This is a genomic window from Pedobacter africanus (assembly GCF_040548825.1).
GTDB classification, from domain to species: domain Bacteria; phylum Bacteroidota; class Bacteroidia; order Sphingobacteriales; family Sphingobacteriaceae; genus Pedobacter; species Pedobacter africanus_A.
This window is the reverse complement of the sequence record NZ_JBEPSL010000001.1, coordinates 646,791-673,404: the sequence shown is the minus strand read 5'-3', so window position 1 is coordinate 673,404 and position 26,614 is coordinate 646,791. Positions and strand designations below refer to the sequence as shown.

The window sequence follows — 26,614 nt, the reverse complement described above, 5'->3', positions numbered from 1 at the left end:
ACTTTATAATTAATTGTAAGTTTGCCATGCGATGATAGAATTTAAATTAGAGGGCGAGTTTATCCCGCTTATTCAATTGTTAAAAGCGACCGGACTGGTACAAAGTGGCGGAGAAGCACAAACCGTAGTTGAAGACGGCCTGATCAAATACAACGGAACGGTAGACTACCGCAAGAGACTGAAAGTCCGCGTTGGCGATGTAATTGATTTTATGGGACAAAAAATAACAGTAATTTAATGAACAAATTAGACAGTGCCGGTCACAGCATTTATTTTGAAACCGGCCTCGAATCCTTAACAAACATTGTTGAATCGGGCAAATACAGCAAGATCTTTGTCTTTGCAGACAGTAATACTTCCGAGCTATGCCTGCCGCTTTTCCGCGAAATGATGGACGACTTCCATGGTTTTGACCTGATAGAAACGGATCCCGGAGAGGAAAACAAGAACATCGATTTTTGTATAGGTATCTGGAAAACCCTGCTTGATTTTGGTGCCGACCGCAAATGTTTAATGATCAATCTGGGTGGCGGTGTAATTACCGACATGGGTGGATTTGTGGCTTCTACCTATAAAAGAGGGATCGATTTCATCAATATCCCAACCACTTTATTGTCGCAGGTAGATGCCTCTGTTGGCGGCAAAACCGGCATTGATGTAGATAATGTTAAAAACATGGTGGGTACATTTACCCTTCCGCAATGTGTTTTTATTGAAACGGCCTTTTTAAAAACACTGCCACCAAGGGAACTGCTGTCTGGCTTTGCTGAAATGATCAAACATGGCTTAATTGCAGACCAGGAATATTATAAGCAATTAAAGAACAGCGATTACCTGCAGGTTTCTGCCCAGGCCATCTACCGTTCGGTTGAAATAAAGAATGAAGTGGTAACCGAAGATCCACATGAAAAAGGACTGAGAAAGATTCTCAACTTCGGGCATACCATTGGCCATGCTGTGGAGACTTATTCGCTCATCAACGACGCACAGCCGCTTACACATGGCGAAGCCATTGCTATAGGGATGATCTGCGAGGCCTTCCTGTCCTCAACAAACAACACCCTTAAGGCCGGGGAACTGGAAGATATTACTGCTTATATCAGCAAATTGTACCCTGCTTATACCATTAAGGAAGAGAGTTTTGCCCAGTTAATGGAATTTATGCAAAGCGATAAGAAGAATGAAAACGGACAGATCATGTTTTCGCTGCTGAGCAGTACCGGTAAATGCGATTACAACTGCAGGGTATCGGAAAAAGACATTTTAGAAAGTTTTACTTACTTTAACCGGATCGGCAATTAACCCATTTGGCTAAAGTTTTAAGTCTCAATTGATAAACCGGGAACAACAAAAAAATATTTTTTTTATTTAAGTATTGACAAATAAAATTTTGTTAGTACATTTGGCAAAATGAAATAAAGATGGGTTCTGGCAACAGCTGCTCATCACAACGAAGAAAAATGAAAAATAATATCACTACATATTGGTTTGGTTACTTTTACTACTTTAGTAAGAGCCGGGACTAATATGCACTGATATCAACACGATAATTGTATACGAAAGTCCCGGCCCAACGCCGGGACTTTTTTTTGTTTAAACATAGCCAGAATTAAAAAAAAGGATAAAATTAAACCAATGAAAAAAGGACCAAGAGTAGCAATACAAGGCATTAAAGCATCTTTCCACGAAGAAGCGGCCTTCAAATTTTTCGGAAAGGACATTCAGACTATCGAATGCAATTCTTTTAAACAAACCTGTGAGAGTTTAGAAAAAAAAGAAGCGGATTTCGTTGTCATGGCCATCGAAAATTCTATTGCCGGAAGCCTTTTGCCCAATTACACCCTCATCCGCGAATATAATTTTGCAGTGGTAGGTGAAGTATACCTGCCCATTCAATTGCACCTGATGGCTTTGCCTGGTGTTAAATTTGAAGACGTAAAATATGCTACCTCCCATCCTATTGCCCTGCGCCAGTGTGTCGATTTTTTCTACGATTACCCACAGATACAGGTAATTGAGGGTAGTGATACTGCCGCCTGTGCCAAACGTATCAAAGAAGAGCAGCTAACAGATACAGTGGCCATAGCCAATACCCTTGCTGCCGAAATGTATGGCCTCAACATCATTGAAAGAAGAATTGAATCGAATAAAAAGAACTTCACCAGGTTCCTGATCCTTAAACTTGACAAAACCGAGGAATTGAAAGACATCAATAAAGCCTCCATCTGTTTCCAGACAGGAAATCATGTAGGCGCCTTATCCAAAATCCTGAATATTTTTGCCGAGCAGCAGTGTAACCTTACCAAAATCCAGAGCATGCCGGTTTTAGGTAAACGCAACGAATATTACTTCTATGTAGATATGGAGTGGAGCAATATGGAAAACTACGATAAAGCCATTCGCCAAGCTTTAAAATACACAGCTAACTTCAACATTATGGGCGAGTACCAAAAGAACGATAAAGTATAAATTCTGAAAAATAGTCTTCGTAAAATAAAAATTTAAACCCCAACAAAATGAAACTAAAATTGAACATTCAGCCATTAAACACATGGCTTAACACCAACAACGAGCCCCTGATCATTTCCGGTCCATGTAGTGCAGAAACCGAAGAACAGTTGTTAACTACTGCACATTTACTTGCTGCAACCGGAAAAGTATCCGTATTAAGGGCCGGTATATGGAAACCACGTACCCGTCCGGGAGAATTTGAAGGTATCGGCAGCATCGGGCTGGAATGGCTGAAAAGGGCAAAAGCAGAAACCGGATTACCAACTGCAGTAGAGGTTGCCAACGCAAAACATGTTGAAGAGGCTTTGGCTGCAGGAGTAGACATCTTATGGATCGGTGCCCGTTCAACCGTTAATCCTTTCACTGTTCAGGAAATTGCGGATGCCTTAAAAGGTGTGGACATTCCTGTGTTGGTAAAAAACCCGGTAAACCCTGACCTTCAATTATGGATAGGTGCCTTAGAACGCATCAACGGAGCTGGTATTACCAAACTGGGTGCCATTCACCGCGGCTTCTCTTCATTCGAAAAAAGCTCGTTCCGTAACGAACCAATGTGGGAACTTGCCATTCAATTGAAAACATTATGCCCTGAATTGCCCATCATTAATGACCCAAGCCACATCTGCGGTAACCGTGAACTGATCCCTTACATCTCTCAGAAGGCGCTTGACCTTGACATGCAAGGCTTAATGATTGAATCGCACTTAGACCCATCTGTAGCCTGGACTGATGCCAAACAGCAGGTTACCCCGGCCGCACTGAGTGAATTGGTAGACCGCCTGACCGTACGTGAGCCTGAGTCTAAAAACGAAGCCTTTACTGATCAACTGGCAGAACTGCGTAAACAAATCGATAAAATAGATGACCTGCTGTTACAAAAACTGGGCGAGCGTATGGCCATTGTTGCTAAAATAGGTGAATTTAAACGCGACAACCAGGTAACCATTTTACAGGTAAACCGCTGGGAAGCCATCGTTAAAAAAGGTGCTTCATTTGCAAAAGCATTGAAATTAGATTTAAACTTTACTGAAAAATTCCTGGAATTGGTACACGGAGAATCTATCCGTAAACAAACAGAAATTATGAATGCAGGCAAAGCAGAAAAAGGTATTGCCGCAGAAGCACATACAGAAGTTAAATCTTAACAATGAGTAAGAACGCAATTGTTTCTTTTAAAGGGAATAAAGATATAAATGCTGAAATAGCCTTAACGGGTTCAAAAAGCGAAAGCAACAGGGCACTGATCATCAGTGCCTTGTCTGGTGGCCTGATAAGCGTGGGCAACCTTTCTGATGCCGTAGACACCGTTACGCTGAACAACATCCTCAAAGCCATCCGGGAAGAAAATGATCCGGATACCTTTTTCTCTGTCGATGTTGGCCATGCCGGCACAGCAATGCGTTTTCTTACCGCCTATCTAACCATTACCAAAGGGATGTTTCACCTTACCGGTTCTGGCAGGATGAAAGAACGCCCGATAAAATTACTGGTAGAGGCCTTGCGGGAGCTTGGTGCTGAGATCAGGTATGCCGGTCAGGAAGGTTTTCCTCCTATCGATATCAGCAAGCATTTTGCACAAAGCAGCCGCAAGGTTAAAATAGCCGGAAACATCAGCAGTCAGTACCTATCTGCGCTGTTAATGGTCGCCCCTTCCCTACCTCTAGGTTTATCCCTGGAAATTGAAGGTGAACTGACTTCACGCCCATACCTGGAGATGACTCTGAGCATGCTCGAAGAAGCAGGAATCAGCTACAAATGGGAAGGACAAACCATCCATATCGATCACCAGCCTTTTGAGTCCTGCAACTTAATTGTTGAGCCCGACTGGAGCGCGGCCTCTTACTGGTATAGTATTGTTGCCCTGGCCGACCATGGAAGCATCAGCCTGCCGCATTTAAAAGAAAGGAGCCTGCAGGGCGACAGCAGGATCAGGGATATTATGGTGCCTTTTGGGGTACGCACATCACAAACCGCCAACGGAATTGCCTTAAAGTCCGGCACCTCGGTAGCCATCCATGAAGTGCTGAACTTAAAGGACTGCCCCGATCTGGCACAAACCATTATCGTGTGTGCTGCTGCCAAAGGCTTAAACCTTTCATTTACCGGATTGGAAACACTGAAAATAAAAGAGACCAACAGGGTTCTGGCCCTACAGCAGGAACTGGCCAAAATTGGTGTGGTATTGACAGAAGATAATGAAGTATATACCTTAAATTGCAAGCAGCTTAGCTTTCCGGAAAAGGTAACTTTTGCCACTTACGATGACCATAGAATGGCCATGGCGTTTGCCCCTTTGAGTCTGTTTATTAAAGAAGTGGAGATGGAAGACTACCAGGTGGTAGAGAAATCTTATCCAGATTTCTGGAAAGATTTGGAGAAAGCAGGTTTTACAGTAAAAGAAATTTAAATATGGCAGGCAATACATTTGGTCAGTTATTTCGCATCAGCACCTTTGGCGAATCACATGGAACAGCCATAGGCGTTATTTTAGACGGTTGTCCGGCACAGTTGCCTATTGACCTGGAATTTATCCAGTCGGAACTGGACAAACGCCGGCCGGGACAATCAAAAATTACCACACAGCGTAAAGAAAGCGATACAGTCCAGATTTTATCCGGAACATTTGAAGGGAAAAGTACAGGAACCCCTATCGCGATGCTCATTCCTAACGAAGACCAGCGGAGCAAGGATTACAGTCACAATACTGATGTTTACCGCCCTTCTCATGCAGATTATACCTACGATGCCAAATATGGCATCCGCGACCATCGCGGTGGCGGACGTTCTTCGGCAAGGGAAACAGCCGCAAGAGTAGCTGCCGGTGCCATTGCCAAGTTGTTGCTCAAACATCATGGTATTGAAATTTTTGCCCATGTTGCTGCAGTAGGAAAAATCACGGCTCCCAATCTGGATGGCGATAATATCGCTGAATTGCTGGCAACCAGGGAAGACAATATCGTACGCTGTGCAGACCCGGCAACTGCACACCAGATGATCGAATTCATTGACAGTGTGAGAAAAGACGGAGATACTGTTGGTGGAAAGATCAACTGTATCATCAAAAATTGCCCGGTTGGTTTAGGCGAGCCGGTGTTTGATAAACTCCATGCCGATCTGGGCAAGGCCATGCTCAGCATCAATGCCGTACATGGTTTTGAATATGGATCTGGTTTTGCTGGAAGCGAAATGAGAGGTTCGGAGCACAACGACATTTTCCTGGCTACCGGGGGGGCACCTAAAACACTGACCAATTTCTCGGGAGGTATTCAGGGAGGTATCTCTAATGGCATGGAAATCAATTTCACTGTTGCTTTCAAGCCTGTAGCTACCATTATGCACAACCAGCAAACCATCAACGCAGCAGGAGAAGCTGCTGAAATCAAAGGAAAAGGCAGACACGATCCTTGTGTAGTACCAAGGGCAGTAGTTATTGTAGAAGCAATGGCTGCGCTGGTGCTTGCAGATCATCTGCTCAGAAACAAAACAAGCAGGTTATGACCTGCTTGTTTTGTTTAACAATATCTGGTGATGATTTAGAATATCGCCGGATATTTACCCGGATTGCTCTCATGCATCATGCTATATACCGCTTCGATTACATCATCTACAGAAGGCTTACTGAAATAATCCCCGTCAGAACCATAAGGAGGCCTGTGTGCTTTGGCACTCAGTGTTTTAGGCTGCCCATCCAAATGGTAATAACCTTTTTGCTCTTCCAGTATCTGCTGCAGTAAAAATGCGGTTCCGCCTCCCGGCACATCCTCATCCACCACTAATAATTTATTGGTTTTGGCCAATGATCCGGCACAGATCTGTTCCGTATCAAAAGGCAGTAAAGTCTGCGGATCTACAATTTCAACCGATATCCCCATCTGGGCCAGTTCTTCGGCAGCTTCTTCTACAATCCTTAAGGTAGAACCATAGGAAACCACCGTAATATCAGCACCCTCCCTTACAATTTCAGCTTTTCCAAAGGGAACTGTGTATTCACCAACGTTTTCCGGCAATTTTTCTTTCAAACGGTAGCCATTCAGGCATTCTATGATCAGCGCAGGTTCATCAGACCTGAATAAGGTATTGTACATTCCTGCTGCCTGGGTCATATTTCTTGGTACAAGAATGTGCAGGCCCCTTAGCGAACCCAGGATCATTCCTATAGGCGATCCGGAATGCCATACCCCTTCCAGTCTGTGCCCGCGTGTCCTGATGATCACAGGTGCTTTTTGTCCGGCTTTGGTACGGTAAGACAAGCTGGCCAGATCATCGCTCAATACATTCAGCGCAAAAACCAGGTAATCCAGGTACTGGATTTCGGCGATAGGGCGCAAACCACGTAAGGCCAAACCAATTCCCTGCCCTACTATGGTCATTTCCCGGATACCGGTATCTGTGATCCTCAGATCACCGTATTTGGCCTGCAAACCGGCAAAACCCTGGTTTACATCACCTATGGCTCCCAAATCTTCTCCAAAGGCTACCAAACGCTGGTCACGGGCAAAATTCGAGTCGAAGCAGGCATTCAGCAATTCACGGCCATCAACCATTTTGCTTTGCTCTGTGTATACCGGTTTCAGTTCATTGATCAGCGAGGGGCTTTCACTGCCGTCTGTAAATAATTTTGAATTGTAGCGATCTATATTGAGTTCATCCTGTTCATTATACCAGGATAAAAGCGCAGTCCGTTCTGCTGACGACTGGCTAACAGATAAGCGCAAAGCTTTTCTTGCCGATGAGATCACTTCTCTTCTTTGTGCATCCGGTGTATTGGCCAGTTGAGCTGCAATTTTGATTAACGTAGGATCACCCGCTGCCAGGTTATTGATCATAGCAATCACCTGGTCTTTTTCAGTTTTAATAGAACCCAGGAATTCATTCCAGGCTTCTTTCTGGGTTTCACGTACCAAATTCTTGGCTGTCACCTCCAGTTCGGTCAGTTCTTCCTCGGTAATGATAGCCGATTCGAGCATCCATTTACGCATCTGAAGAATGCAATCGTATTCTTTTTCCCATTCCAGCCTGGCTTTATCCTTATAACGTTCGTGCGAACCGGAAGTAGAATGACCTTGCGGCTGTGTAACCTCTGTTACGTGGATCAGGACAGGAATATGTTCGGTACGGCAAACATCAATTGCACGCTGGTAAGTTTCGCAAAGCGCCGGATAATCCCAGCCCCTTACTTTATAAATTTCGTAGCCCTCGCCTTTTTCATCGCGCTGAAAGCCTTTTAGTATTTCAGAAATATCTTCTTTGGTAGTCTGGTATTTTGCAGGAACAGAAATGCCATAAGCATCGTCCCAGATAGACATCGCCATAGGGATCTGTAAAACACCGGCGGCATTCATTGCTTCAAAAAACACACCTTCCGAAGTTGAAGCATTACCGATGGTACCAAAGGCTACCTCATTTCCGTTTACAGAAAAATTCTTCAGGTATTCCAGTTCGGGGTTTTGCCTGTATAGCTTTGAAGCATATGCAAGCCCCACCAGTCTGGCCATCTGACCACCTGTAGGTGCAATGTCTGAAGAACTGTTTTTAATTTGTGTCAAGTCTTTCCAGCTGCCATCTTCGTTGATGGAGCGGGTAGCGAAGTGACAGTTCATTTGCCTGCCTGCCGATGCAGGATCAGCCTCCACACTTGGGTTGGCATACAACTGGGCAAAGAACTCCTTAATGGTACAAATCCCCGCAGCAAAGGCAAAGGTCTGGTCACGGTAATAACCCGAGCGCCAATCGCCATTTTTAAAGGCCTTGGCCATTGCAATCTGCGGCAACTCTTTGCCATCTCCAAAAATGCCGAACTTTGCTTTTCCTGTTAAAACTTCCTTTCGCCCAAGTAAACTCGCCTGTCTGCTTTCATAAGCTATTTTATAATCATTTATAACAATGGTTTTGAAGTCGTCAAAACTTAACTCAGCGGCATCAATAGGGTTGGTAGTGAGTTTAACATTTGGCATCATAAGCAAAAAAGTTATGCGGCAAAGATACACAAAATCTAAAGTATGACTTAACAGTGTTGATTAATTTATATGTTGGAATACTTTTTGTTTTACCAAATTAAAGATTAAATTTGCTCATAAACCATCCAACAGGACGAATTCAAGGCGGTTATTGAACTGATCAATACATTTGGATTTTTGTCCACAACGAATTAAAAAAAGACACTGATGAAAAAGCTATTATTATTGTTTACGCTGACTTTAGGACTAAGTGTTGCTGTTAACGCCCAGTCAAAACCTGCCGAGTTCAAGTTTGATAAAGAGAGTCATGATTTCGGAAAAATTCCTTTGAACAAACCAGCAAGCGTAGAGTTTAAATTCACCAACATTGGTGATCAGCCGCTGATCATTACCAAAGTAGAGACTACCTGCGGCTGTACCGTTCCGGAGTATACCCAAACGCCTATTAAAAAAGGTGATGCAGGTGTAATTAAAGTAACCTACAACCCTACAGGCGCTGCTTTGCCGTTCAGCAAAAGCATTACCATTACGTCCAATGCTAAAACCACTACCAAAGTATTGTACATTAAAGGAGAAACTGTAGCTGCAGCCAGCAAATAGGGAACCTGAAAGATATTTTGATTAAAAACCTCGTTAATCAACGAGGTTTTTTAATTTTGTGCCCATAGAAAAACTAACTTATTCATTCACATTCTTGCATTTATAACATGCCTAACATCTCGGAAAAGGGGCTTCAAATGCCCGCTTCACCAATAAGAAAACTAACTCCTTATGCCGATCAGGCAAAAAAGGAGGGTAAAAAAGTGTACCATTTAAACATCGGGCAGCCAGATATTGCGACCCCGGAAGGAATGCTGAATGCCATTAAAAATATAGACTTTAACGTATGGGCTTATACCCCATCGGAAGGTACTTTAAACTACCGCAGCAAGCTGGCAGAATATTACAACAAACTGGGCTATAACATTACTCCTGCCGATATATTGGTTACCGTAGGTGGTTCAGAAGCCATCACCATAGCCATGCAAACCTGTGTAAACGAAGGTGATGAAATCATTATCCCTGAGCCTTTTTATGCAAACTACAACGGCTTTGCCTGCATGAGCAATGTGGTGGTTAAACCTATCCTTTCTCATATAGAAAATGGCTTTGCCTTACCTCCTATTGCTGAGTTCGAAAAGCTGATCACCGAAAAAACAAAGGCCATTATCATCTGCAACCCGAACAACCCAACCGGTTACCTGTATTCAAGAGAAGAGCTGGAGGCCTTAAAGGCACTTTGTTTAAAATATGACCTGTTCCTGTTCTCGGACGAAGCCTATCGTGAATTTTGTTATGATGGCCGTGAATTCATTTCACCGGCACACCTGGAAGGTTTAGAGCAGAACGTGGTGGTAATGGATACCGTTTCTAAAAGATATAGCGCTTGCGGTGCCAGACTGGGTTGCTTGATCACCAAAAATAAAGAGGTGATACAGGCAGGTTTAAAATTTGCACAGGCAAGGTTAAGTCCGGGAATGGTAGAGCAGATTGCCGGAGCTGCTGCTGTAGATACGCCAGACAGCTATTTTGAAGAAGTGAATAAAGAATATACTTTACGCAGGGATACCCTTGTACAAAGACTAAATGCCATGGAGGGCGTATTTTGCCCTAACCCGGGCGGTGCATTTTATGTAGTTGCCAAACTGCCTATTGATGATGCCGATCAGTTCTGTCAATGGATGCTGGAAAGCTTCAGCAACAATGGCGAGACTGTCATGATGGCACCTGCTACAGGTTTTTATTCAACCGAAGGTTCAGGAAAAAATGAAGTCAGAATGGCTTATGTACTGAACACAGCGGACCTTAACAAGGCCATGGATTGCCTCGACATTGCTTTACAACAATATCCTGGCCGTAAAATGGCATAATTTTCGTATCTTTGTATGCTGATGGGCAAGGAAAAGTTTAATCCCTGAACATCAGCATATTTAACATGGGGCCGTTTTGGATTTGACAGGGTGACGTTGGGTATGTAAGCATGCAGTGCGTTGTACGGAGAGCACTTAAAAGAGAACGTTCACACTATAATTGGCGAAAATAACTACGCCTTAGCTGCCTAATTTAGAATTAGCCTAGCTTTTGTCCCTCTAACTGCTGCGATGTTAGGTTAGAATATGGGGCATCGAAATAACAACGCTGGCAACTGTAAGGTGTGGTACAGTTGTGAGATAAAGCACCTAAGGTGAAAGGTTAGGTCGGTTTCCAGCCCGCCAGATCCCTACAATTAATTGGAAAATAAGCATGTAGAAGGCATAATTTATCGCACAACTGGACAAGGGTTCGAACCCCTTCGGCTCCACAAAACCCTGAAAAGTATTTTTTTCAGGGTTTTTATTATTTATAGGCACCTAAAAACAAGCCATTGTATTGTTATAAAACTTGCCAGTTGGTGATGTCAAGATGTTTAAATGGTCAGTCAAATTGCTAAAAGTTAAACCCAAAATGAAGCCCGGGTTCAAAACCAAAGTATTTAGGCCATTTACTTTCCTTTTCTTCAAAAGATTGTGGTGTGTTGGTTTTTATGGGCCAATGCGTCAAACCGATAGATGGTTCTATAAAGAACCGGTTTTTAAATAGTTTAACCTGGTAACCCAAACGGTAGGTCATAAATAAAGTGAATCCATTTGTAATCTTTTTATCATCCTCATCATAATATCTTTGAAAAGCATTCATTGCATGAATGGCTGTATATAATCCTTTCCACCAAAAACGATTGTATGCCAATCCAATTACATTTTGGCGTACATGTCCGGGATAGTTTTCGCCTGGTGCATCAAATGATTCTCCCCAGGGGATACCTAAAGGGTAAGCAAACCTTGATCTTTTTAATTCCAGGAAAACAACATCTTTAGGTGTGATCCTATAGCCAACATTTAGTTGTATAAAATGAGGTGGATTTCGGTCGTTAGGAATAAAATTTCCTAACATCAGGAATGTACTCCCAACAAAATACTTTTTATTAGTACTGTCTTGTGGGGCATGCTGTGCCTCCACCTGTAAACTGCCTGCCAACGTTAGGGCAAGCCCAATCCATAAAATCTTCTTTTGCATATCAATATGACTAATTGTTAAATGATATGCAAAGGTAGATTGGCGAGAAGCCATAACTCCTTTACTTAAGTCAAGAAATAAGCCCTTTATAATTTCCTTTGCTCCTGCCCGCCTCTTCTTCGCGTTTTGGTTGGATACGGCCCCTCAGGGCTTTTCAATCTCCTATTTTTATGCCAGCAAAAAAGTAAAATAACTTTACGTAGGATAAGTTCATTGGTGGTTAGACCTAATTCCCCAATTTTTATTTGCTTTTGGTCCCATCACAAATTCCAGTTTTCCGCCATTCATAATTTGTTTATGATCTAACCAGGGCCTCGTAAGTTCTACGCCATTTATTTTTGCCGATTGAATGTACTTATTGGTGTCTGAAGTGCCTTTGGCGACTATAACAAATTCCTTTCCGCTTTTAAGTTTAATCGTAGCTTTTTCAAAAAATGGAGTTCCAATAGTATAGGTAGGGTTCCCCGGAGTTACAGGGTAAAATCCCAGCTGCGAAAATACAACGAATGAAGAAAGACCGCCACCGTCTTCGTCGCCTGGAACTCCCATAAGGTCATTTCTAAACCACTGATTTATCAAAGTTCTGATCCTTTTTTGAGTTTTCCATGGTTGTCCGGCAAAATTGTACAAATACGGAATATGTAATGATGGTTCGTTTGCCATAGAGTACTGGCCAACATTTCCTGTATGATCTGGCAATTGAGAATAAAATGCGAATTTTGCTGTTCCCAATGAAGCATTAAACATCTCATCCAGGTATCCAACAAACTGCCTGCTGCCACCCATTAACTGAATCAAATCATTGATGTTATGCTGAACGTCCCAGCGATAAATCCATGCATTGTTCTCCCCATAATATTCCCTTGCCCCCAACCCTCCCGAGAAAACATAATCAAATGGTTCTATAAATTTACCTGAAGAATCTTTAGGATGGAAAAATTTAGTCTTTTCGTTAAACAGGTTCCTGTAACTGAATGCTTGTTTCGAAAAAAGCGCATAGTCATCTTCGTAACCAAGTATTTTTGCCAGCTTTGACAGACACCACAGGTCATAGGAGGTTCCTAAGGTTACGGCCACAGGTTGTCTTTTTTCAAAGGAATGAACTTCTGGAATGGTTTCTCTTTCTTCCGGACGTAATGCCGGGATATAGCCATTTTTAGTGAAAAATTCTTCCAGTTTTCCTTTGGGTTTAGCCGACCATGGTGCCAGTGTTTTTTCTGTCAACGCTCCTTTTGCAGCCTTGTAAGCTTTCTCCAGGTCAAAGCCACGAATTCCTTTTTCATATGCATCTAAAATAGAAGCTACTCCATGATTCGAATTCATTCTTCTGCTATCCCCGTTGATCTCTGGAAAAGTGGGAAGCCAGTACGCGCTCATTTGTTCTGCCATTCTAACAAAGGAATTCAATACGTAAGACTCCTTTTCCGGATCGATAAGAACGTTCAGCGGATGGTGTGCACGATAAGAATCCCAGATCCAGTCATCTGTAAAAAAGGGCTGTCCGTTATCATTATGGATCTTACCATCGAATGCACTAAAGTATTTTCCATCTTCCGAAATATTAACAGGCCGTTCAAATGCCCTGTAAAGTGACGTATAAAATATATGTTTTTCATTTTTTGTCCCCCCTTCAACTTTGATTTTGCCTAAAACATCGTTCCAGATTTCTTTACCCCTACCGATCACACTTTTCAAATCAAAGTTCTTTATTTCACGTCTGAGATTAGCTTTGGCTTGTTCTTCACTAATGAATGAAATTCCATATCTAACTTTTATATCCGACTGATTTTTGTTAAAACTCAATAGCAAACAGGCATCTTCACCCTTAACGGTATTAGCAGGAAATAACTGCCCTCTTTTAAGACCTTGAATGGCCATGGGCTTCACATTGGGCTCGGCATAAATATATACTTTAGTATTATTCCCAATTTCCTGGCTTCCAGATAAAGAATTTCCGTCCCATTGTAAGTGCCCATTTCTTGAATTGAATAAGAGTGACCTCGCCGCAGCACCCTTAAAATTAAAGCCATAGATTGCAGACTGATGCGACACACCGAACTCAACGGATATATCATCTTCGTCCAGATAAACATGGTAAGAAAATGGAGTAACCTTTTCGTCGTCGTAACTGTAATCCATAACAGGCTGCTCAATTTTAGCATTTCCCTGTACTGGACTAAGATTAAATGCAGAACTGCCCCGGTGGCTCGTTACCACAACAGGCAAACCGTGAATTTTATCTGAGGTAAAATCTGATCGTTCGGGATAAACCCGCAGCAAACTATTGGGAAGATGAACTGTAGGGTATGTAGGGACAAGCAGATGACTAATATTCCCCATATATGGATTTACATACGCTACGGGTGAAAATTCAATAGGTTGCTTCTGAGCAAAACAGCTCAGGGACGGACCAGCAATACTGCCAATACAGACAAGAGATAAACAATAACCTAATTTAAGAGCGCACTTTTTTATGAGCATTTTTTATATTTTAATTTCAATAAAAACAACTGTCTATCGCTTGTTGCCATTCAATGGATTTTTAAGTGTGGTATACGCGCTATACTCGCCGTTGAGCCTGACCTTAATTTTTTCTGGCTTAGCAGAATATATGGCATATCTGATAATCTTACCATCTTTCCACTTCATATCTACGGTATAATTGCCTCTTGCTTTGAACCCTTTCACCTCACCATTTTCCCAGACAGCAGGTAAAGCCGGTAATAAATCTATATAACCATCATGGCTCTGTAAAAGCATTTCAGCAATACCAGCTGCAGCTCCAAAATTACCATCAATTTGAAACGGAGGATGTGCTGAAAATAAATTTGGATAAACCCCTCCTCCACCGCCCATATTATTCGGGTCAGCAACCGGTTTCAACATCTCTCTGATCAATTTGAATGCCCTGTTACCATCATGTAACCTTGCCCAAAACAGCATCTTGTAAGCAATAGACCAGCTCGTGCTGTTATCACCTCTTACTTCAAGCGTTTTTTTTGCTGCTTCTGCCAGTTCAGGAGTAGATGAAGGTGTGATCAATCCCGCTGGGTATACCCCATATAAGTGAGAAATATGGCGGTGAGTTGGTTCAATCTCCTTATAATCTTCCAGCCATTCCTGTATACGCCCGTCTTTGCTGATTACTCCGGCAGGAGGTATTAACGTCAGCATATTCTCCAGTTCTTTTCTAAATGCTGCATCAATTTTTAATTGTTTTGATGCACTGATCACATTACTAAAAAGTTCTCTCACAATTTGATTGTCAATAGTAGGCCCCATACAGAGACTTGCGACCTTGCCATTGGCCATATAAAAAGAATTCTCCGGGGAAACCGAAGGAGAAGTAACCATCCAGCCTGTTTTTGGGTCTTTAACCAACACGCTTTTATAAAATTCGGCGGAGCCTTTCAATACCGGATAAATATCATTGAGATAGCCCAGGTCTTTCGTAAAAGCATAATGATCCCATAAATTGCTGCATAGCCAACCTGAACCTGCATTTGACGCTCCCCATGATGCATTCTCACCAGGTTCTGTAAATCCCCATACGTTGGTGATGACATGCGCAATCCAGCCGTCAGCATTATAATATGCTTTGGCCGTTTTCTTTCCCGGTTCAATGAGGCTTTTTACCAGGTCTGCAAGCGGCAGGTTCAGTTCCGAAAGATTAGCCACCTCAAGGGGCCAGTGATTCATCTGCACGTTTACATCCAGATGGTAATCGCCATTCCATGGCGTATTGATCTCCTGTGCCCACAGGCCCTGCAAATTTGGCGGCAACAACCCCACTCTTGTGCTGCTGATGCTCAGATATCTTCCATATTGAAAAAACAGGGAAGCAAGTGATGGGTCCTTATCAAAATTGCTGTAGAAATTAGCGATCCTGCGATCTGTTGGCCAATCTGCTGTCGGGCTTTCACCAAGATCGAAGTAAACCCGTTTGAAGAGCCTGCTAAATGCAGCTATATGTCCGCGTTTTTGCAGATCATAACTTTTTTTCATTGCCTTAGCCAAAAACTGAGCTGTCTTTTCTTCGAAGGCAAAACCTTTGAAATCAGTTCCCGCGGAAATATAAATCAACACCTCTGTAGCATCTTCAATTACTAAATTATTATTTTCCGGATGGACAGTCCCACCTTTCAATTTTGCCTGGACCCTGGCCAAATAACGCATCCCCTTGCCGTCAGTACCATTGTTGAGCTGGCCTGACATCTGCAACTCGTTGCCCGTTGTTTCCACACGGTAACGTTCCGGCCTGTTCATGGCAATCCGGCAATTAAGCTGTCCGGGTTTATCAGCTGTTAGCCGGATCACACTGACATCATCGTCAAAACTTGTAAAGTACTCTCTTTTATAATTTACACCGCTACGTGTAAATGTACAGTTTGCAATCGCCTGATCTAATAATAGCTCCCGACGATATGCCCCGGTCTCTTGTTTCCCCGCACGATCTGCTTTGTAGGTAAAATCGATTTCCAACGCCCCCATCGTTTGAAATTTACCCCATCTCTCACCCGCTGAACCTTCACCTTTACAAACAAAATTGCTGTTCACCAGTGCCTGGGCTTCATCGTTCTTCCCTTGCACAAGTAATTCTCTTATGGCAGGCAGCTTTTTATATGCCTCATAATTGTTAGCATCCTGCGGACTGCCTGACCATAAAGTGATATCGTTGAGAACGATTTTTTCTTTTAAAATCCCGCCATCAGGAGTCATTCCCAACCTGCCGTTGCCAAGCGGTAATGTGGCCTCCCAAATTTCCGCCGGTTTATCATACCATAATTTTAGAGGCTTTTGTTGGGCGAATACATTTGTTAGTGCGAGGTAGCAAAAATAAAATACCGCTAACAGTTTCTTCATGATATATATTGTTTCGAATCCATATTTGTCCTATTATGAAGATAATTAATCTCCGTAAACCTTAAATTCATAAATACTTGCTATTGTCTTATCTTTTGATGGTAAAAGTGTCAATCGCACCCAGCGGGCATTAGCATTGCCTTGATCTGCAAAACATGGGATTGATGTGCTGGTATTAGCCGTTCTATCTGCAAACACCGACCATTTTACGTTATCAGTTGAATATTCAATTTTGTATTGCACACCTTTATCTACGAAATCCGTAAAGGTTTCACATCTTTTGATTTTCTTTACAGCCCCCAGATCAACTACCATATGCTGTTCCGTACCATCAGCTTTTGGGCTCCATTTGGAAAGGCTATTGCCGTCAAAAGCACCGATCAAACTATGGCCAACGGGATCAACTGGAGAGGTAGCAGGCTTCCATGCCGACAGCAATTTGCCCGAAGCCGGCGTATAGTTTAGCACCAGGTTGTCAAATCCGGCAAAATTAAAGCCCGAAACATAACCTGCAGCCCCAATTGAGTAAGTATCATCCACTATATCAACAACTAACTTACCATCTATATAACCTTTAATATTGTTTCCTTTTCCAGTGAGGCTCAGTTTATGCCATTTACTGGCATCTACATTTCCACTCGCAAGCGTCTTTTTCTTTGTCTCAAGTTTCCAGGTGCCATTTTTATAGATATTAAAACGGTAACCGTATGGAATATTTGACTGGTTGGCTTTATCGTAGGCTCCCCTCAAAATTAGTCCGGCATAACCAACCCCATTGAATGCATCATTTTCTACAAAAACATCAGAAGAAATTTCTCCCTGATCCCATTCTGTATTCTGCGCAACAAAAGTATAGGCGCACTCATCAGGAATCCAATGGGTAATGTCATTTACAAGCAACTGCCGCAGATATTTATTGTTCCCCTCACCCAATGTTAGCTCGAAAGCACCTGAATTGTCGTAAAAGTATTTGGGAGAAAGTGGTGCCTGCGCTAAAGAGTAACGGTCAAAATTATCACTATACTTTGTTGGAAAGGCCTTTTCCTTAGGTATAGCATGTGTTCCTTTTTGCTGACCGCTGGTAGTCGTTATCGTGTAAATACTTTCCGGATCAACCGATAAGGTAACGACACCGTCGACTGCAGCTATATCCTCTTGTTTCTGAAACTGATTTTTACTGTCCGACTTCCATACATTGAGTTTGTTTTTAGGAAGGTCAGAAATACGGAATGATAATTTTTGTGCATCAGCGCCACTCACCACAACAATGCTATAATCATTGCTGCCATCCATATTTTTATAGGTACAATAGGCACCGTCGCCGCTCAATTCACCACAGCCGCTGTCTATATATTTCCATCCGGGTTTGGCAAACTGGTTAAAGTGCGCTACAGCCCAAATGGTCGGCCAAACTTCATAATTACCCGACCATGGCGTAACCCCTTTCATAATACCAACATTCGAAAAGCAGGAAATATCAGGCATGGAAGCAATAGGGCACCACATATTCACCTTCACAATTTTCCATTTGATATAGCACTTTAAAATATTTTTTGCAAGGTATGTTGTGTTTCTCCAGGATGCTCCGGGCAACGAAAAATCCTCGCCCGACCACAATGGCAAATCGGTTAAAACAGAGTTGGGGTTTGGCTCTTCACCTCTGTATCCCCACATATAGGAATCCGGATAATGGTAACTGATTGATGAAATTGTATTCCTGAATACAGTATCCTTAACCAGCAAATCACTGATTTCCCAGGCCTTACCTGCGCCTTCCGGTGCATTTATTTTAATATCTTTAAATCCCTTTCGATCCAATGTAGGTCTTAAAACGTTGACAATCCAGTCTCTGTTATAATCACGTTCGTTCCAGCAGCCGGAAATATATTTCATTTTGAGTCCCCAATGTTCTGCGCCTTCGATAAACTTGACCAGATAATCAGCATTATCCTGCGACCAAACGCCTTTAAACCATCCGGGCATACTCCATTCCAGGGCATCAAGTTCAATACCCGGGTTTCTGTTTACTGCTTCCCGCATCAGCCAGTATTCGAAGCCCCTATTGTAATGAGGTTTTTCCATTTCTTCCCTTGTTCTGGCAATGCTTGGTTCCGAGCCGCAGGTCGTATTGCCATCCCCCCCAATTTCAGTTTTGAGATAGGTAAAACCAGCGCCAAAGTTTGGTTTAAAGAGGTAATCCAATATATCGCTCCTTGATTTATCGGGATAATCGATTAACAGCCTCGAAGAAGAACCGGCACTAACAGCACCTATCCCGTCAAAAAGTCTTCCAGCGCCACTTCCGTCGATTTTAATAATTTTAGAAGATGAAACATTACTTTGTCCAAACGTTGCCTGAACTGCAAGAGCTAAGCAGAGTGTTGTCATCGTACTTCTAACCATAGTTGATTTCATTATATTTTGCCAGTTTAAATTTCGCATAAATTTCCAGAGCAGAGTCAATTTACTTTGTTCTGGCTTGTATTCTCATTGTAATTCGTTAAAATTGATATTATTGGGCCATTCGATCACTTGTCCAGAAGCTAAGTTCTCCCATCGTTGTAAATGAACCATTACCCCAGGTTTCCAAAATCTTTATCCGAATATATCTAACTTTAGGCGTTCCTGCAGAAAGTTTAAACTCTTCTCCTGCCCTTGCATAATCGGCGTCACCCGCAGTCATTTCTGTACCAGGCAGGCCGGAAGGTTTTACAGACTGGCAATCGGCCAGCTTTGCCCAACCGGCCCAGGATCCATCGGCGGCAGGATTATTACTGCCCCACAACTCAAATTTCTTTACATTCTCTCCCCTGTAAAGCCTGTCGGAAGCCTGCCAGGTTTTGAACCTGCTGATGGAAACAGACTCCCCCATGTCAAAGGTAAACCATTGTGGTATCCCATTGGTAGTGGCAAAGCCTGGTGTATTGTATTTTTCGTCCCACAGGTAAGGCATCAGCCAGCCCCAGGCATCCCGGGCATCTGTAGGCAGTACATATTCTTTAAATTTTGACTTATCCAGCTGCCGTTCGAATACGGGGACCCCTACCTCAGTATAGTCTACTGAAAACTCATCTATAGCCTCGGGCTCAGGAAGAAAAACAGACCGGTAGGTGAGTTTAGTGTCACTTTTATACCCCGATAACTCCGTCTTTAAGGCTCCTCCCGGAACAATTAAGGTCTTTGTTGCCCCTGCTTCATCTGTATATTTCAGTTCTATGGATTTCTCGCCATCAAGTGCGGTATTCCAGTCTATCACAAGATTTTTTCCATCCAGCGAGTAGCCAATAGTTTTAATAGTACGGTTAGACAGTACTTTCAGGTAATTATCACCATATACCATCCCGGTAACTTTTTTTACTATCGATTTAGCATTTTCGGCAGTATACGTATACACATCGAAGGAATAAGTACCCTGATTGAGATTATTGATCAGCAGATCTACAATATCCTTACCGGTTGTTTTCACTACGTTGACTACCGCCGAATCGGAATTGTTGTTCCAAAATGCCTTAACCCTGGTTACCAGCGGGTCGTTCCCCAAATGGACCTGCAATTTAATCCTCTTGTTGCCACCATGAGCAGCTACACTGTCGGCCTTTCCCGGGTAGTAAATCTCGCCGTCTTTAGTCATTTCTTTATAATCATCTTCCTTTGTGCAGGAACTGATACATGCGCCTGCCAGGACCAGAAAAAAGCAGGGCAGATATTTTATCATTTTCATAATTTTTGCTGTTAATTATAATTATACCAGATTTTACTGTGGATTACCCCATAGGGCCAGCTCCGTGAAATTTACATAGACACCATCAGACCAGTTTCTTAATGTCTTGAACCGAATGTACCTTACTGCAGGCGCATCTATTGGGATAGTAACGGTTTCACCCAGAAGTGCCGCCTCGTTATCTGCATTGGAGTTTTGTCCGGGCGGTAAGCCGGATGGTTTAATCTGTTCGTGGGTAGCTAACAATACCCAGTTGGTGAAGCTTCCATCATCAGCGGGATTGTTTGAACCCCATATTTCCACTTTTCTAGGATTATGAAGCGCATAAAACCATCCTGGTCTCATGAACCAGGCCAAACGACTCAGTTTGGCTTTTTGGCCCATATCGAAAGTAAACCACTGCGGCATGCTCACCGGATCGATTGTATGGTATGCAGTATTGTTACTTACATCACCATCAAAAAGATACTTAACTTCATTTCCAGGGTAATTTTTCGCATCCGTCTTATTGATGTTTGCGTCTACCATTTTTGTCCTGTCCAGTCGCACCTCGTAAAGCGGCGTTAGGGTTACATAAGTGGTATCTGACAGATTGCCCCAGCGATCCCTTACCACAAGTCCAAATCTGGTTTCAACCGCCTGAAGGTCCCTCGCCCCAAAACTACCGGTCTTCGACTTCGTATTCAATGTCCTTATCGGAACAAAATTACCCAGTTTGTCATTTGTTAAAATCACAATAGCCAGATCCGATTCTGTTTGGTTCTGATAGCTGACATCAAGCCCCCCAAAAGCAGCTTTGGCCGCAAGCTGGTCATGAACCAATTCAAAAGGAGGCGTTTTTGGCTGCACTTTTACAACCAATGGCACAGATTCATTTTCACTCTTATCCACTGCATATAACCTGGCTTCGTAAACATCCGTATCTCCAAAACCTTCTAAGGTTAAATTATCCAGGTACCTGCTCGCTTTTGTTTCGCGAACCAGGCCCTGCTTATTGGTATACTCGGCCCTGATATACAGCAAATCCCTGTCCTTTGGCAGGCTGTAAGTTATTTTTGCCGCCCCATTTAAGTTTTCAACCTGTGCGTTGCTAACCGGACCAGGCGCCTGATGATCGTTTTTATCAATTGTGCCCACTTCAGTTTTTTTACAGGATTCAGTCGTTCCCACGAATAACAATCCCGCACATAACACATATATTAATCGTTTCATTTTCGTTGTTTTCAATGATTAAGCATTCAATTTTCTATAGCTATAATTACCAGCCAGGGTTTTGAACCAGATTTTGATTTACCCTTATACTATTGTCTTTTATAGGCCAGAAATAATCTCTTGGACTGTTAAAGCTCTGATTGAACAACAGTACCCTTCGGTTGTAATCTGCATAGTCTGAACGGATCACGTCCCAGCCATAGACCGGTTGGTTCAGGAGTTCACCTGCTTTTTTCCAGCGTCTTAAATCCCAGAAACGACTGCCCTCAAAGGCCATTTCAATCAAGCGTTCCTGTTGTATAATATCCCTTAAACCATTCTTATCGGCATATTTACCCGGATTTTTTGAAAAGCTGGTCCAGGAAGATTCCACAGATTTGAGTCCGGCCCTGTCTCTGATCAGGTTCAGATATTCCAATGCCTGCGGCCTGTTATCTGTTTCATTTAATGCCTCGGCATATAGTAAATAAAGGTCGCCCAAGCGCATTACCGGCCATGGATACCGTTCTACCGTTATGTTTGTTGCACTGGCCACCATTTCCCAGTTCACGAGTTTCTTGGTGTAATAACCTGTTACAGAATAGATACGGCTTTGTTTTTTTCCGGAATACTGCCCCGATTTAGCTTGAATATTGAAATTCCCATTTTCCATAAACCATTTGGAACCGTCAAATGCCATATCTGCATAAAAACGGGGTTCTCTGTCAAAATGCAGGCTTACCGACTGGTAACCATTCTGTATGCCAACATCTGCAGCGGTGCTTGTTCTGAGCTGGAACCTGTTGGCATAGTCCCAGGTTTTATCCTCGGTAATGGGCACGCCATTTTCAGTATAAAACAGCTCAGCCATTTTTAAGGTAGGTGCAAGCTGTCCCTTTAATCCGGAGTTGGCAACGTTCTGTTCCAACTGCGGGGCGGCATACAATTGCAGCGTCCAGGTATCGTTTGGTTTGGTGGTTGTTCCCCAGATCAGTTCTGTGTTCCACTTTTCACATACCGCATTCCGGATGCTCATCTCTATTTTCGTAGCCTCATCCACTGTAGTGGTGGCGGAATTAAAACGGTACAGATTTGCACCAGCATTCTTTGCCGCAAGAACAGCTACCCTGCAGGCCTCTACTGCCTTTTCCCATTTTTTCTGGTCATAAGTTGTGTTAAACAGCGCTTTTCCATCCAGGTTCTTCAGGCTGCCAAAATCCGGATTTCCATTAAACAAAGGACTGGCAGCGGTTACCAGCACCCTCGCTTTTATCGCAAGTGCTGCAGGCTTGGTAATCCTTCCCAGTTCAGTACTTAAATTCAGAATTTTATCGGGTAATCCTACATTTTCTTCGCCCGCCGCTGCCTGGTCTAACAGATTAACGATATAATTTACTACCGAATCTGCAGGTTGCCGGCTTACTTTTACCTCCTCAGGCGATGCGGAAATCGGCAGGTTCTTATCTACAATAGGAATCGGCCCGTACATTCTGAATAAATACCAGTGAAAATACGCTTTCAGAAATTTAACCTCTGCAACCCAACGGTCTTTCATATAGGGTTCCAGATCTTTAACCTTATCAATATTCTCCAAAAATATGTTGCAATTCCGGATTCCATGCCACATAGACCGGCCATCAAAGCCGTCCCAGTAATTCAGTTCAGGCTCGTCTTTATTCTGAAGCCCTCTTGCAATGTTATAAGGAGATAAGCTTGCATAGTCCTCACCAGTAGGCATTGGCCAGTAGATCCATAGTTCATCACCGGTATTCATACCGGCGTTCATTTCCGGATGTCCTTCCCGCGGCAAGCCGTCGTAACAGGTGAACAAAAATTTCTCTGCTTCGTTGCGATTGGAAAAAGCATGGTCTATAGTGGATACATTGTCTGGCACCACATCCAGAAACCCTTTCTTGCAGGAGTTCATCATTAACATCAGCAATACCACCGAAAGCGTTAGACGAATAGTATATCTTTTCATATCGAATTTCTTATTTGTTTAGAATTGTACATTTAGTCCGAAATTGTACACCTTTTGAACGGGATACCTCAGGCCATTGCCCCCCATCTCCGGATCCCATAGATCGAAACTGCTTTTAACAAACAGGTTGCTGGCATTACAATAAAGCCTGATTGATCCCAGTCCGATTTTACTTAGCGATTTACTCGAAAGATTGTAGCCCAATTCAACTGTTTTTAGCCGCAAGAAAGAACCATTGCGCATCCACCAACTGGAAGGTTGCAGGTTATTCCTGTTCAGATTGGGACTCAGACGTGGCCAAAAGGCATAAAGGTCCCTTTTTTCTTCCGACCAATGATCTTCAGCTACTGCTTTTAAAAGTCCGTGCTGGTAAGCGCCATTTAAAACAAAGGGACTGATTTTGTCGGGATCAATCCAGAAAGAAGACCTGCCAGAACCTTGAAAAAAGCCGCTAAGGTCAAATTTTTTATAGCCAACAGACAATCCAAACCCATAAATGATCTCGGGTGTTGTGGGTAAACCTAATGGAACATAGTCAAGAGAAGAGATAATACCATCCCCGTTGATATCCCGGTATTTAATATCCCCGCCCATCACCTCTCCGAAACTCTGAACAGGTGAATTTTTCACTTCTTCATCATCAATAAATAACCTTTCGGCAATTAACCCATAATTCTGGCCCAGGGAATTACCAACTTTGGATAAGTAAGCTAAGTTGGCAGGGTAATTGGGTTCTTCATTCACCAATAACTTACTGGTTGCATAGGTAAATGTTCCTCTGCCCTGTACCCACAGGCTTCCGAAATCTCTTTTGTAATCTACAGAAAGGTCCACTCCCTGCCCTTCAGCTTCGCCCACATTTGCCTGTATACCGGCCGAAAGCCCCATGGTGGTGGGAATAAAGGTCCTGTCCATTAAGATATTGCTCCGGTGTTGCTTGTAGACATCCAAAATAATATCCATGCTGCCGAAAAGACTCAGATCCATCCCCACATTGATCGTTTTTGCCTCTTCCCAGGTAATCGATTCATTGGCATATCTGGAAATGGATACACCTTCTTTACTATAACTGTAATCTGTCCCAAAAGCAGATCCTCGGCTGCCGTTCCGGAGATTAACATTTGATAAATAAAAGAAACGGTCGCCGGTATTTCCAATCTGGTCATTCCCCACCAATCCATAAGTTGCCCTGAACTTTAACCTGGTTATCGCATTTTTTAGCGGACCAAAAAACTTTTCGTTGGAGGCATTCCAGGCCACACCTACAGAAGGAAAAAAGCCGTACCGGTGATTTTTTGCGAACCGCTCAGAACCATTCAACCCAAAATTCGCTTCCAGCAGGTACCGGTTATCAAAACCATAGGTAAACCTTCCGGACAAGCCCTGGTTCCGGAAAGGCAATGAGGACTGAAGATCACCAGCATTACCCGTCAGGAAGTTCCGCATCTGGGTAACTAAAAGCCCACCAATATTGTGCTTTTCTGAAAAGGTACGGTTATAGTTAACCGCAGCCTCCAGATAAGCAACTGTATTTAAAACTTTTCCACCTTCCGAATAATTTAAATATTCGGTCGCAGTTTTCTCGTTCAGCAGTTCCAGGTTATATTTGTCGCCCGCAGCAGTGGTTGCATTTGCCCGGTAAAAGAAAGGATTATATCTTCTGCTGACATCAAAAAAAGAAAAGCGCCGTGTATAAGCCATTACCCTTGCCGTAAGCCCGGGTGTAAGGAATTTGAAATCCTGCTTAATTTCAAGTTGTACATTTAATGTTGAAGAATTTGATTGCTGAAACCCTGATACCATTTCGGCGTAAGGATTAAAGTACAAAGCCTCTCCTCTTTCGTTAATTTTGGCATTTCCAAATAAGGGATGCTGCGCATAGGATAGGTCGGACGCAGGAAAGGTGGCAGGAAATTTTACCGGATTTGCGGCTATAGCACCTTGAAATATATTTCCCCCGCCGCCTATCGGCCCCTGAAAATCATCAAAACTTCCTGAAGTTCTGACAATACCCTCTGTGGTAGGGGTAAGTTTAATGTTGACATTTGAACGGACTTCATAGCTTTTCAATTTGATGTTATTGTTAAACTTGTTTCCATGTTCAGATTTTAACACCCCGTTATCTACATTGAAGGTACCTGCAATATAATACTGTGCAGTTTTTCCACCACCACTCATGTTCATGTTAAACCTCTGGTTGTTTGTATAATCTTTGATCAACATGTCAATCCAGTCGTTATTGGGATAAAGCAGGGGATTGTCTCCGGCTATGGTCCGGTCGATCTGGTTCTGCTGATAAGGCAATTCTCCAAGGCGATCCCGCGTCAGTACCGCTTCATTTGCCATTTTCATGTACGTGATGTTATCGGCCAGTTTGAAGTTCTGTGTATTGGAAGAAAGTGAATTTTCTGCCCGCACATTAAAACTGGTCTTCCCTTCGGCACCAGATTTGGTGGTCACCATTACAACCCCATTGGCACCTCTTGCCCCATAAAGTGATGATGCCGCTGCATCCTTCAATACAGAAAAACCCGCGATATCATCTGGCTGCAACCTGGCCAATGCATTTGAACTGGATTCCATACCGTCGATCAGGATCAATGGGTCTACTTTACCAGATCCGAATGTAGTAATCCCACGAATAAAAAACTGAGCGTTGTCAGCCCCAGGTTCACCACTCCTCTGATAGGCTACCACGCCCGCCAACCTTCCGGCCAGCATAGTGGTAAGGTTACTTGTAGGTCCTTTTAACTCTTTAGGGTTAATGGTGGTAATGGAACTGACCAGACTTTCCTTTTTTTGCTGCCCGTAGGCCACCACAACAACTTCGTTTAGCTCTCCTTTATCGGCAGGCAGCAAAACATCAATCTTATCACGACCCTTAACCTCGACCTCTGTTTTTAGGTATCCCACAAAGGAAAAAACAAGTGTTCCTTTCAGGTCAGTTACTTTAAGGCTGTAATTACCCTGGCCATCTGTACTCGTCCCCCTTGTGCTGTTTTTCAATACAACACTCACACCAGGCAATCCTAGGCCCTCTGCATCTTTCACCTTCCCCTTGATGACGATGTTTTCAGTTTGGGCTACAGCCATTTGCGCACCGATACCCAGTAAAAAAATACATAAGGTATATTTCAATCTTATGTAGGAAAAGATACTTTCATTCATAATTTATTTGGTTTTAGTTTGGTTTATTTCTTTATCGTAGTTCTGTTTTCTAGCAATTGCATTCTGTGTAAGTTTCCCTTAACACAAGACATTTTTTTATTTTCCCATACGTTTGATTTTCAATTACTT

17 protein-coding genes and 1 other RNA gene are annotated in these 26,614 nt (G+C 42.9%); 9 read left to right on the top strand and 9 right to left on the bottom strand.

The features are described from left to right. Window positions 1-31: 31 nt before the first annotated feature. The 6 genes from ABIE26_RS02615 to aroC all read left to right on the top strand — a co-directional run bounded on the left by ABIE26_RS02615 (window position 32) and on the right by aroC (window position 6,009). Window positions 32-238: an RNA-binding S4 domain-containing protein gene (locus tag ABIE26_RS02615; protein WP_310140365.1), complete on the top strand. Its 207-nt coding sequence runs from the start codon at window positions 32-34 to the stop codon at window positions 236-238. Further along, complete coding sequence (aroB, locus tag ABIE26_RS02610) at window positions 238-1,302, top strand: 3-dehydroquinate synthase (protein ID WP_310140367.1); 1,065 nt, start codon at window positions 238-240, stop codon at window positions 1,300-1,302. The genes ABIE26_RS02615 and aroB overlap by 1 nt, the downstream gene beginning before the upstream one ends. Window positions 1,303-1,635: 333 nt before the next feature. Then, complete coding sequence (locus tag ABIE26_RS02605; protein ID WP_084241127.1) at window positions 1,636-2,469, top strand: prephenate dehydratase; 834 nt, start codon at window positions 1,636-1,638, stop codon at window positions 2,467-2,469. Between the two features lie 47 nt (window positions 2,470-2,516). Beyond that, on the top strand, window positions 2,517-3,656 hold the full coding sequence (locus ABIE26_RS02600) for a chorismate mutase (RefSeq protein ID WP_310140370.1): 1,140 nt from the start codon (window positions 2,517-2,519) through the stop codon (window positions 3,654-3,656). Between the two features lie 2 nt (window positions 3,657-3,658). Then, window positions 3,659-4,918 carry a 3-phosphoshikimate 1-carboxyvinyltransferase gene (locus ABIE26_RS02595; RefSeq protein WP_310140373.1) on the top strand — a complete coding sequence of 420 codons (1,260 nt, stop codon included), beginning with the start codon at window positions 3,659-3,661 and terminating at the stop codon, window positions 4,916-4,918. Between the two features lie 2 nt (window positions 4,919-4,920). Then, the gene (gene aroC / locus ABIE26_RS02590) at window positions 4,921-6,009 is read left to right on the top strand and encodes a chorismate synthase (RefSeq protein WP_310140375.1); all 1,089 of its coding nucleotides are present in this window, start codon (window positions 4,921-4,923) and stop codon (window positions 6,007-6,009) included. Window positions 6,010-6,044: 35 nt separating this feature from the next. On the opposite strand, the gene ABIE26_RS02585 is transcribed toward aroC, so the two are convergent. Further along, window positions 6,045-8,468 (bottom strand): alpha-ketoacid dehydrogenase subunit alpha/beta, encoded by a 2,424-nt coding sequence (locus ABIE26_RS02585; protein WP_310140376.1) that lies wholly within the window; start codon window positions 8,466-8,468, stop codon window positions 6,045-6,047. A gap of 207 nt (window positions 8,469-8,675) precedes the next feature. Between ABIE26_RS02585 and ABIE26_RS02580 the strand changes: the two genes are divergently transcribed. From ABIE26_RS02580 to ssrA, 3 genes are all read left to right on the top strand, one after another. Continuing rightward, complete coding sequence (locus ABIE26_RS02580) at window positions 8,676-9,068, top strand: DUF1573 domain-containing protein (RefSeq protein WP_310140377.1); 393 nt, start codon at window positions 8,676-8,678, stop codon at window positions 9,066-9,068. 107 nt (window positions 9,069-9,175) lie between these two features. After that, a complete protein-coding gene (locus ABIE26_RS02575) occupies window positions 9,176-10,378 on the top strand; it encodes a pyridoxal phosphate-dependent aminotransferase (RefSeq protein ID WP_310140378.1) in 1,203 nt (400 codons plus the stop codon). 67 nt (window positions 10,379-10,445) lie between these two features. Then, window positions 10,446-10,812: a transfer-messenger RNA gene (gene ssrA / locus ABIE26_RS02570) on the top strand. 122 nt (window positions 10,813-10,934) lie between these two features. Here the strand turns inward: ssrA and ABIE26_RS02565 are convergent. From ABIE26_RS02565 to ABIE26_RS02530, 8 genes are all read right to left on the bottom strand, one after another. Continuing rightward, complete coding sequence (locus tag ABIE26_RS02565; protein WP_310140379.1) at window positions 10,935-11,615, bottom strand: hypothetical protein; 681 nt, start codon at window positions 11,613-11,615, stop codon at window positions 10,935-10,937. Window positions 11,616-11,771: 156 nt separating this feature from the next. After that, the gene (locus ABIE26_RS02560; RefSeq protein ID WP_310140380.1) at window positions 11,772-14,042 is read right to left on the bottom strand and encodes a GH92 family glycosyl hydrolase; all 2,271 of its coding nucleotides are present in this window, start codon (window positions 14,040-14,042) and stop codon (window positions 11,772-11,774) included. Between the two features lie 33 nt (window positions 14,043-14,075). Continuing rightward, complete coding sequence (locus ABIE26_RS02555; protein ID WP_310140381.1) at window positions 14,076-16,424, bottom strand: glycoside hydrolase family 95 protein; 2,349 nt, start codon at window positions 16,422-16,424, stop codon at window positions 14,076-14,078. 45 nt (window positions 16,425-16,469) lie between these two features. Then, entirely contained in the window at window positions 16,470-18,839 is a 2,370-nt protein-coding gene (locus tag ABIE26_RS02550; RefSeq protein WP_310140384.1) for a discoidin domain-containing protein, read from the bottom strand. Between the two features lie 97 nt (window positions 18,840-18,936). Beyond that, window positions 18,937-20,145, bottom strand: coding sequence for a DUF4998 domain-containing protein (locus tag ABIE26_RS02545; RefSeq protein WP_310140386.1), 1,209 nt, complete (start codon window positions 20,143-20,145; stop codon window positions 18,937-18,939). A 33-nt stretch (window positions 20,146-20,178) separates the two neighbouring features. Next, entirely contained in the window at window positions 20,179-21,357 is a 1,179-nt protein-coding gene (locus ABIE26_RS02540; protein ID WP_310140388.1) for a DUF5000 domain-containing lipoprotein, read from the bottom strand. 46 nt (window positions 21,358-21,403) lie between these two features. Then, the gene (locus ABIE26_RS02535) at window positions 21,404-23,317 is read right to left on the bottom strand and encodes a RagB/SusD family nutrient uptake outer membrane protein (protein ID WP_310140391.1); all 1,914 of its coding nucleotides are present in this window, start codon (window positions 23,315-23,317) and stop codon (window positions 21,404-21,406) included. 18 nt (window positions 23,318-23,335) lie between these two features. Further along, window positions 23,336-26,485: a SusC/RagA family TonB-linked outer membrane protein gene (locus ABIE26_RS02530; RefSeq protein WP_310140394.1), complete on the bottom strand. Its 3,150-nt coding sequence runs from the start codon at window positions 26,483-26,485 to the stop codon at window positions 23,336-23,338. Window positions 26,486-26,614: the final 129 nt, after the last annotated feature.

Coding starts and splice junctions, on each gene's coding strand:
- ABIE26_RS02615 (WP_310140365.1), top strand. CDS start 32: ATGATAGAATTTAAATTAGAGGGCGAGTTTATCCCGCTTATTCAATTG.
- aroB (WP_310140367.1), top strand. CDS start 238: ATGAACAAATTAGACAGTGCCGGTCACAGCATTTATTTTGAAACCGGC.
- ABIE26_RS02605 (WP_084241127.1), top strand. CDS start 1,636: ATGAAAAAAGGACCAAGAGTAGCAATACAAGGCATTAAAGCATCTTTC.
- ABIE26_RS02600 (WP_310140370.1), top strand. CDS start 2,517: ATGAAACTAAAATTGAACATTCAGCCATTAAACACATGGCTTAACACC.
- ABIE26_RS02595 (WP_310140373.1), top strand. CDS start 3,659: ATGAGTAAGAACGCAATTGTTTCTTTTAAAGGGAATAAAGATATAAAT.
- aroC (WP_310140375.1), top strand. CDS start 4,921: ATGGCAGGCAATACATTTGGTCAGTTATTTCGCATCAGCACCTTTGGC.
- ABIE26_RS02585 (WP_310140376.1), bottom strand. CDS start 8,468: ATGATGCCAAATGTTAAACTCACTACCAACCCTATTGATGCCGCTGAG.
- ABIE26_RS02580 (WP_310140377.1), top strand. CDS start 8,676: ATGAAAAAGCTATTATTATTGTTTACGCTGACTTTAGGACTAAGTGTT.
- ABIE26_RS02575 (WP_310140378.1), top strand. CDS start 9,176: ATGCCTAACATCTCGGAAAAGGGGCTTCAAATGCCCGCTTCACCAATA.
- ABIE26_RS02565 (WP_310140379.1), bottom strand. CDS start 11,615: ATGGCTTCTCGCCAATCTACCTTTGCATATCATTTAACAATTAGTCAT.
- ABIE26_RS02560 (WP_310140380.1), bottom strand. CDS start 14,042: ATGCTCATAAAAAAGTGCGCTCTTAAATTAGGTTATTGTTTATCTCTT.
- ABIE26_RS02555 (WP_310140381.1), bottom strand. CDS start 16,424: ATGAAGAAACTGTTAGCGGTATTTTATTTTTGCTACCTCGCACTAACA.
- ABIE26_RS02550 (WP_310140384.1), bottom strand. CDS start 18,839: ATGAAATCAACTATGGTTAGAAGTACGATGACAACACTCTGCTTAGCT.
- ABIE26_RS02545 (WP_310140386.1), bottom strand. CDS start 20,145: ATGAAAATGATAAAATATCTGCCCTGCTTTTTTCTGGTCCTGGCAGGC.
- ABIE26_RS02540 (WP_310140388.1), bottom strand. CDS start 21,357: ATGAAACGATTAATATATGTGTTATGTGCGGGATTGTTATTCGTGGGA.
- ABIE26_RS02535 (WP_310140391.1), bottom strand. CDS start 23,317: ATGAAAAGATATACTATTCGTCTAACGCTTTCGGTGGTATTGCTGATG.
- ABIE26_RS02530 (WP_310140394.1), bottom strand. CDS start 26,485: ATGAATGAAAGTATCTTTTCCTACATAAGATTGAAATATACCTTATGT.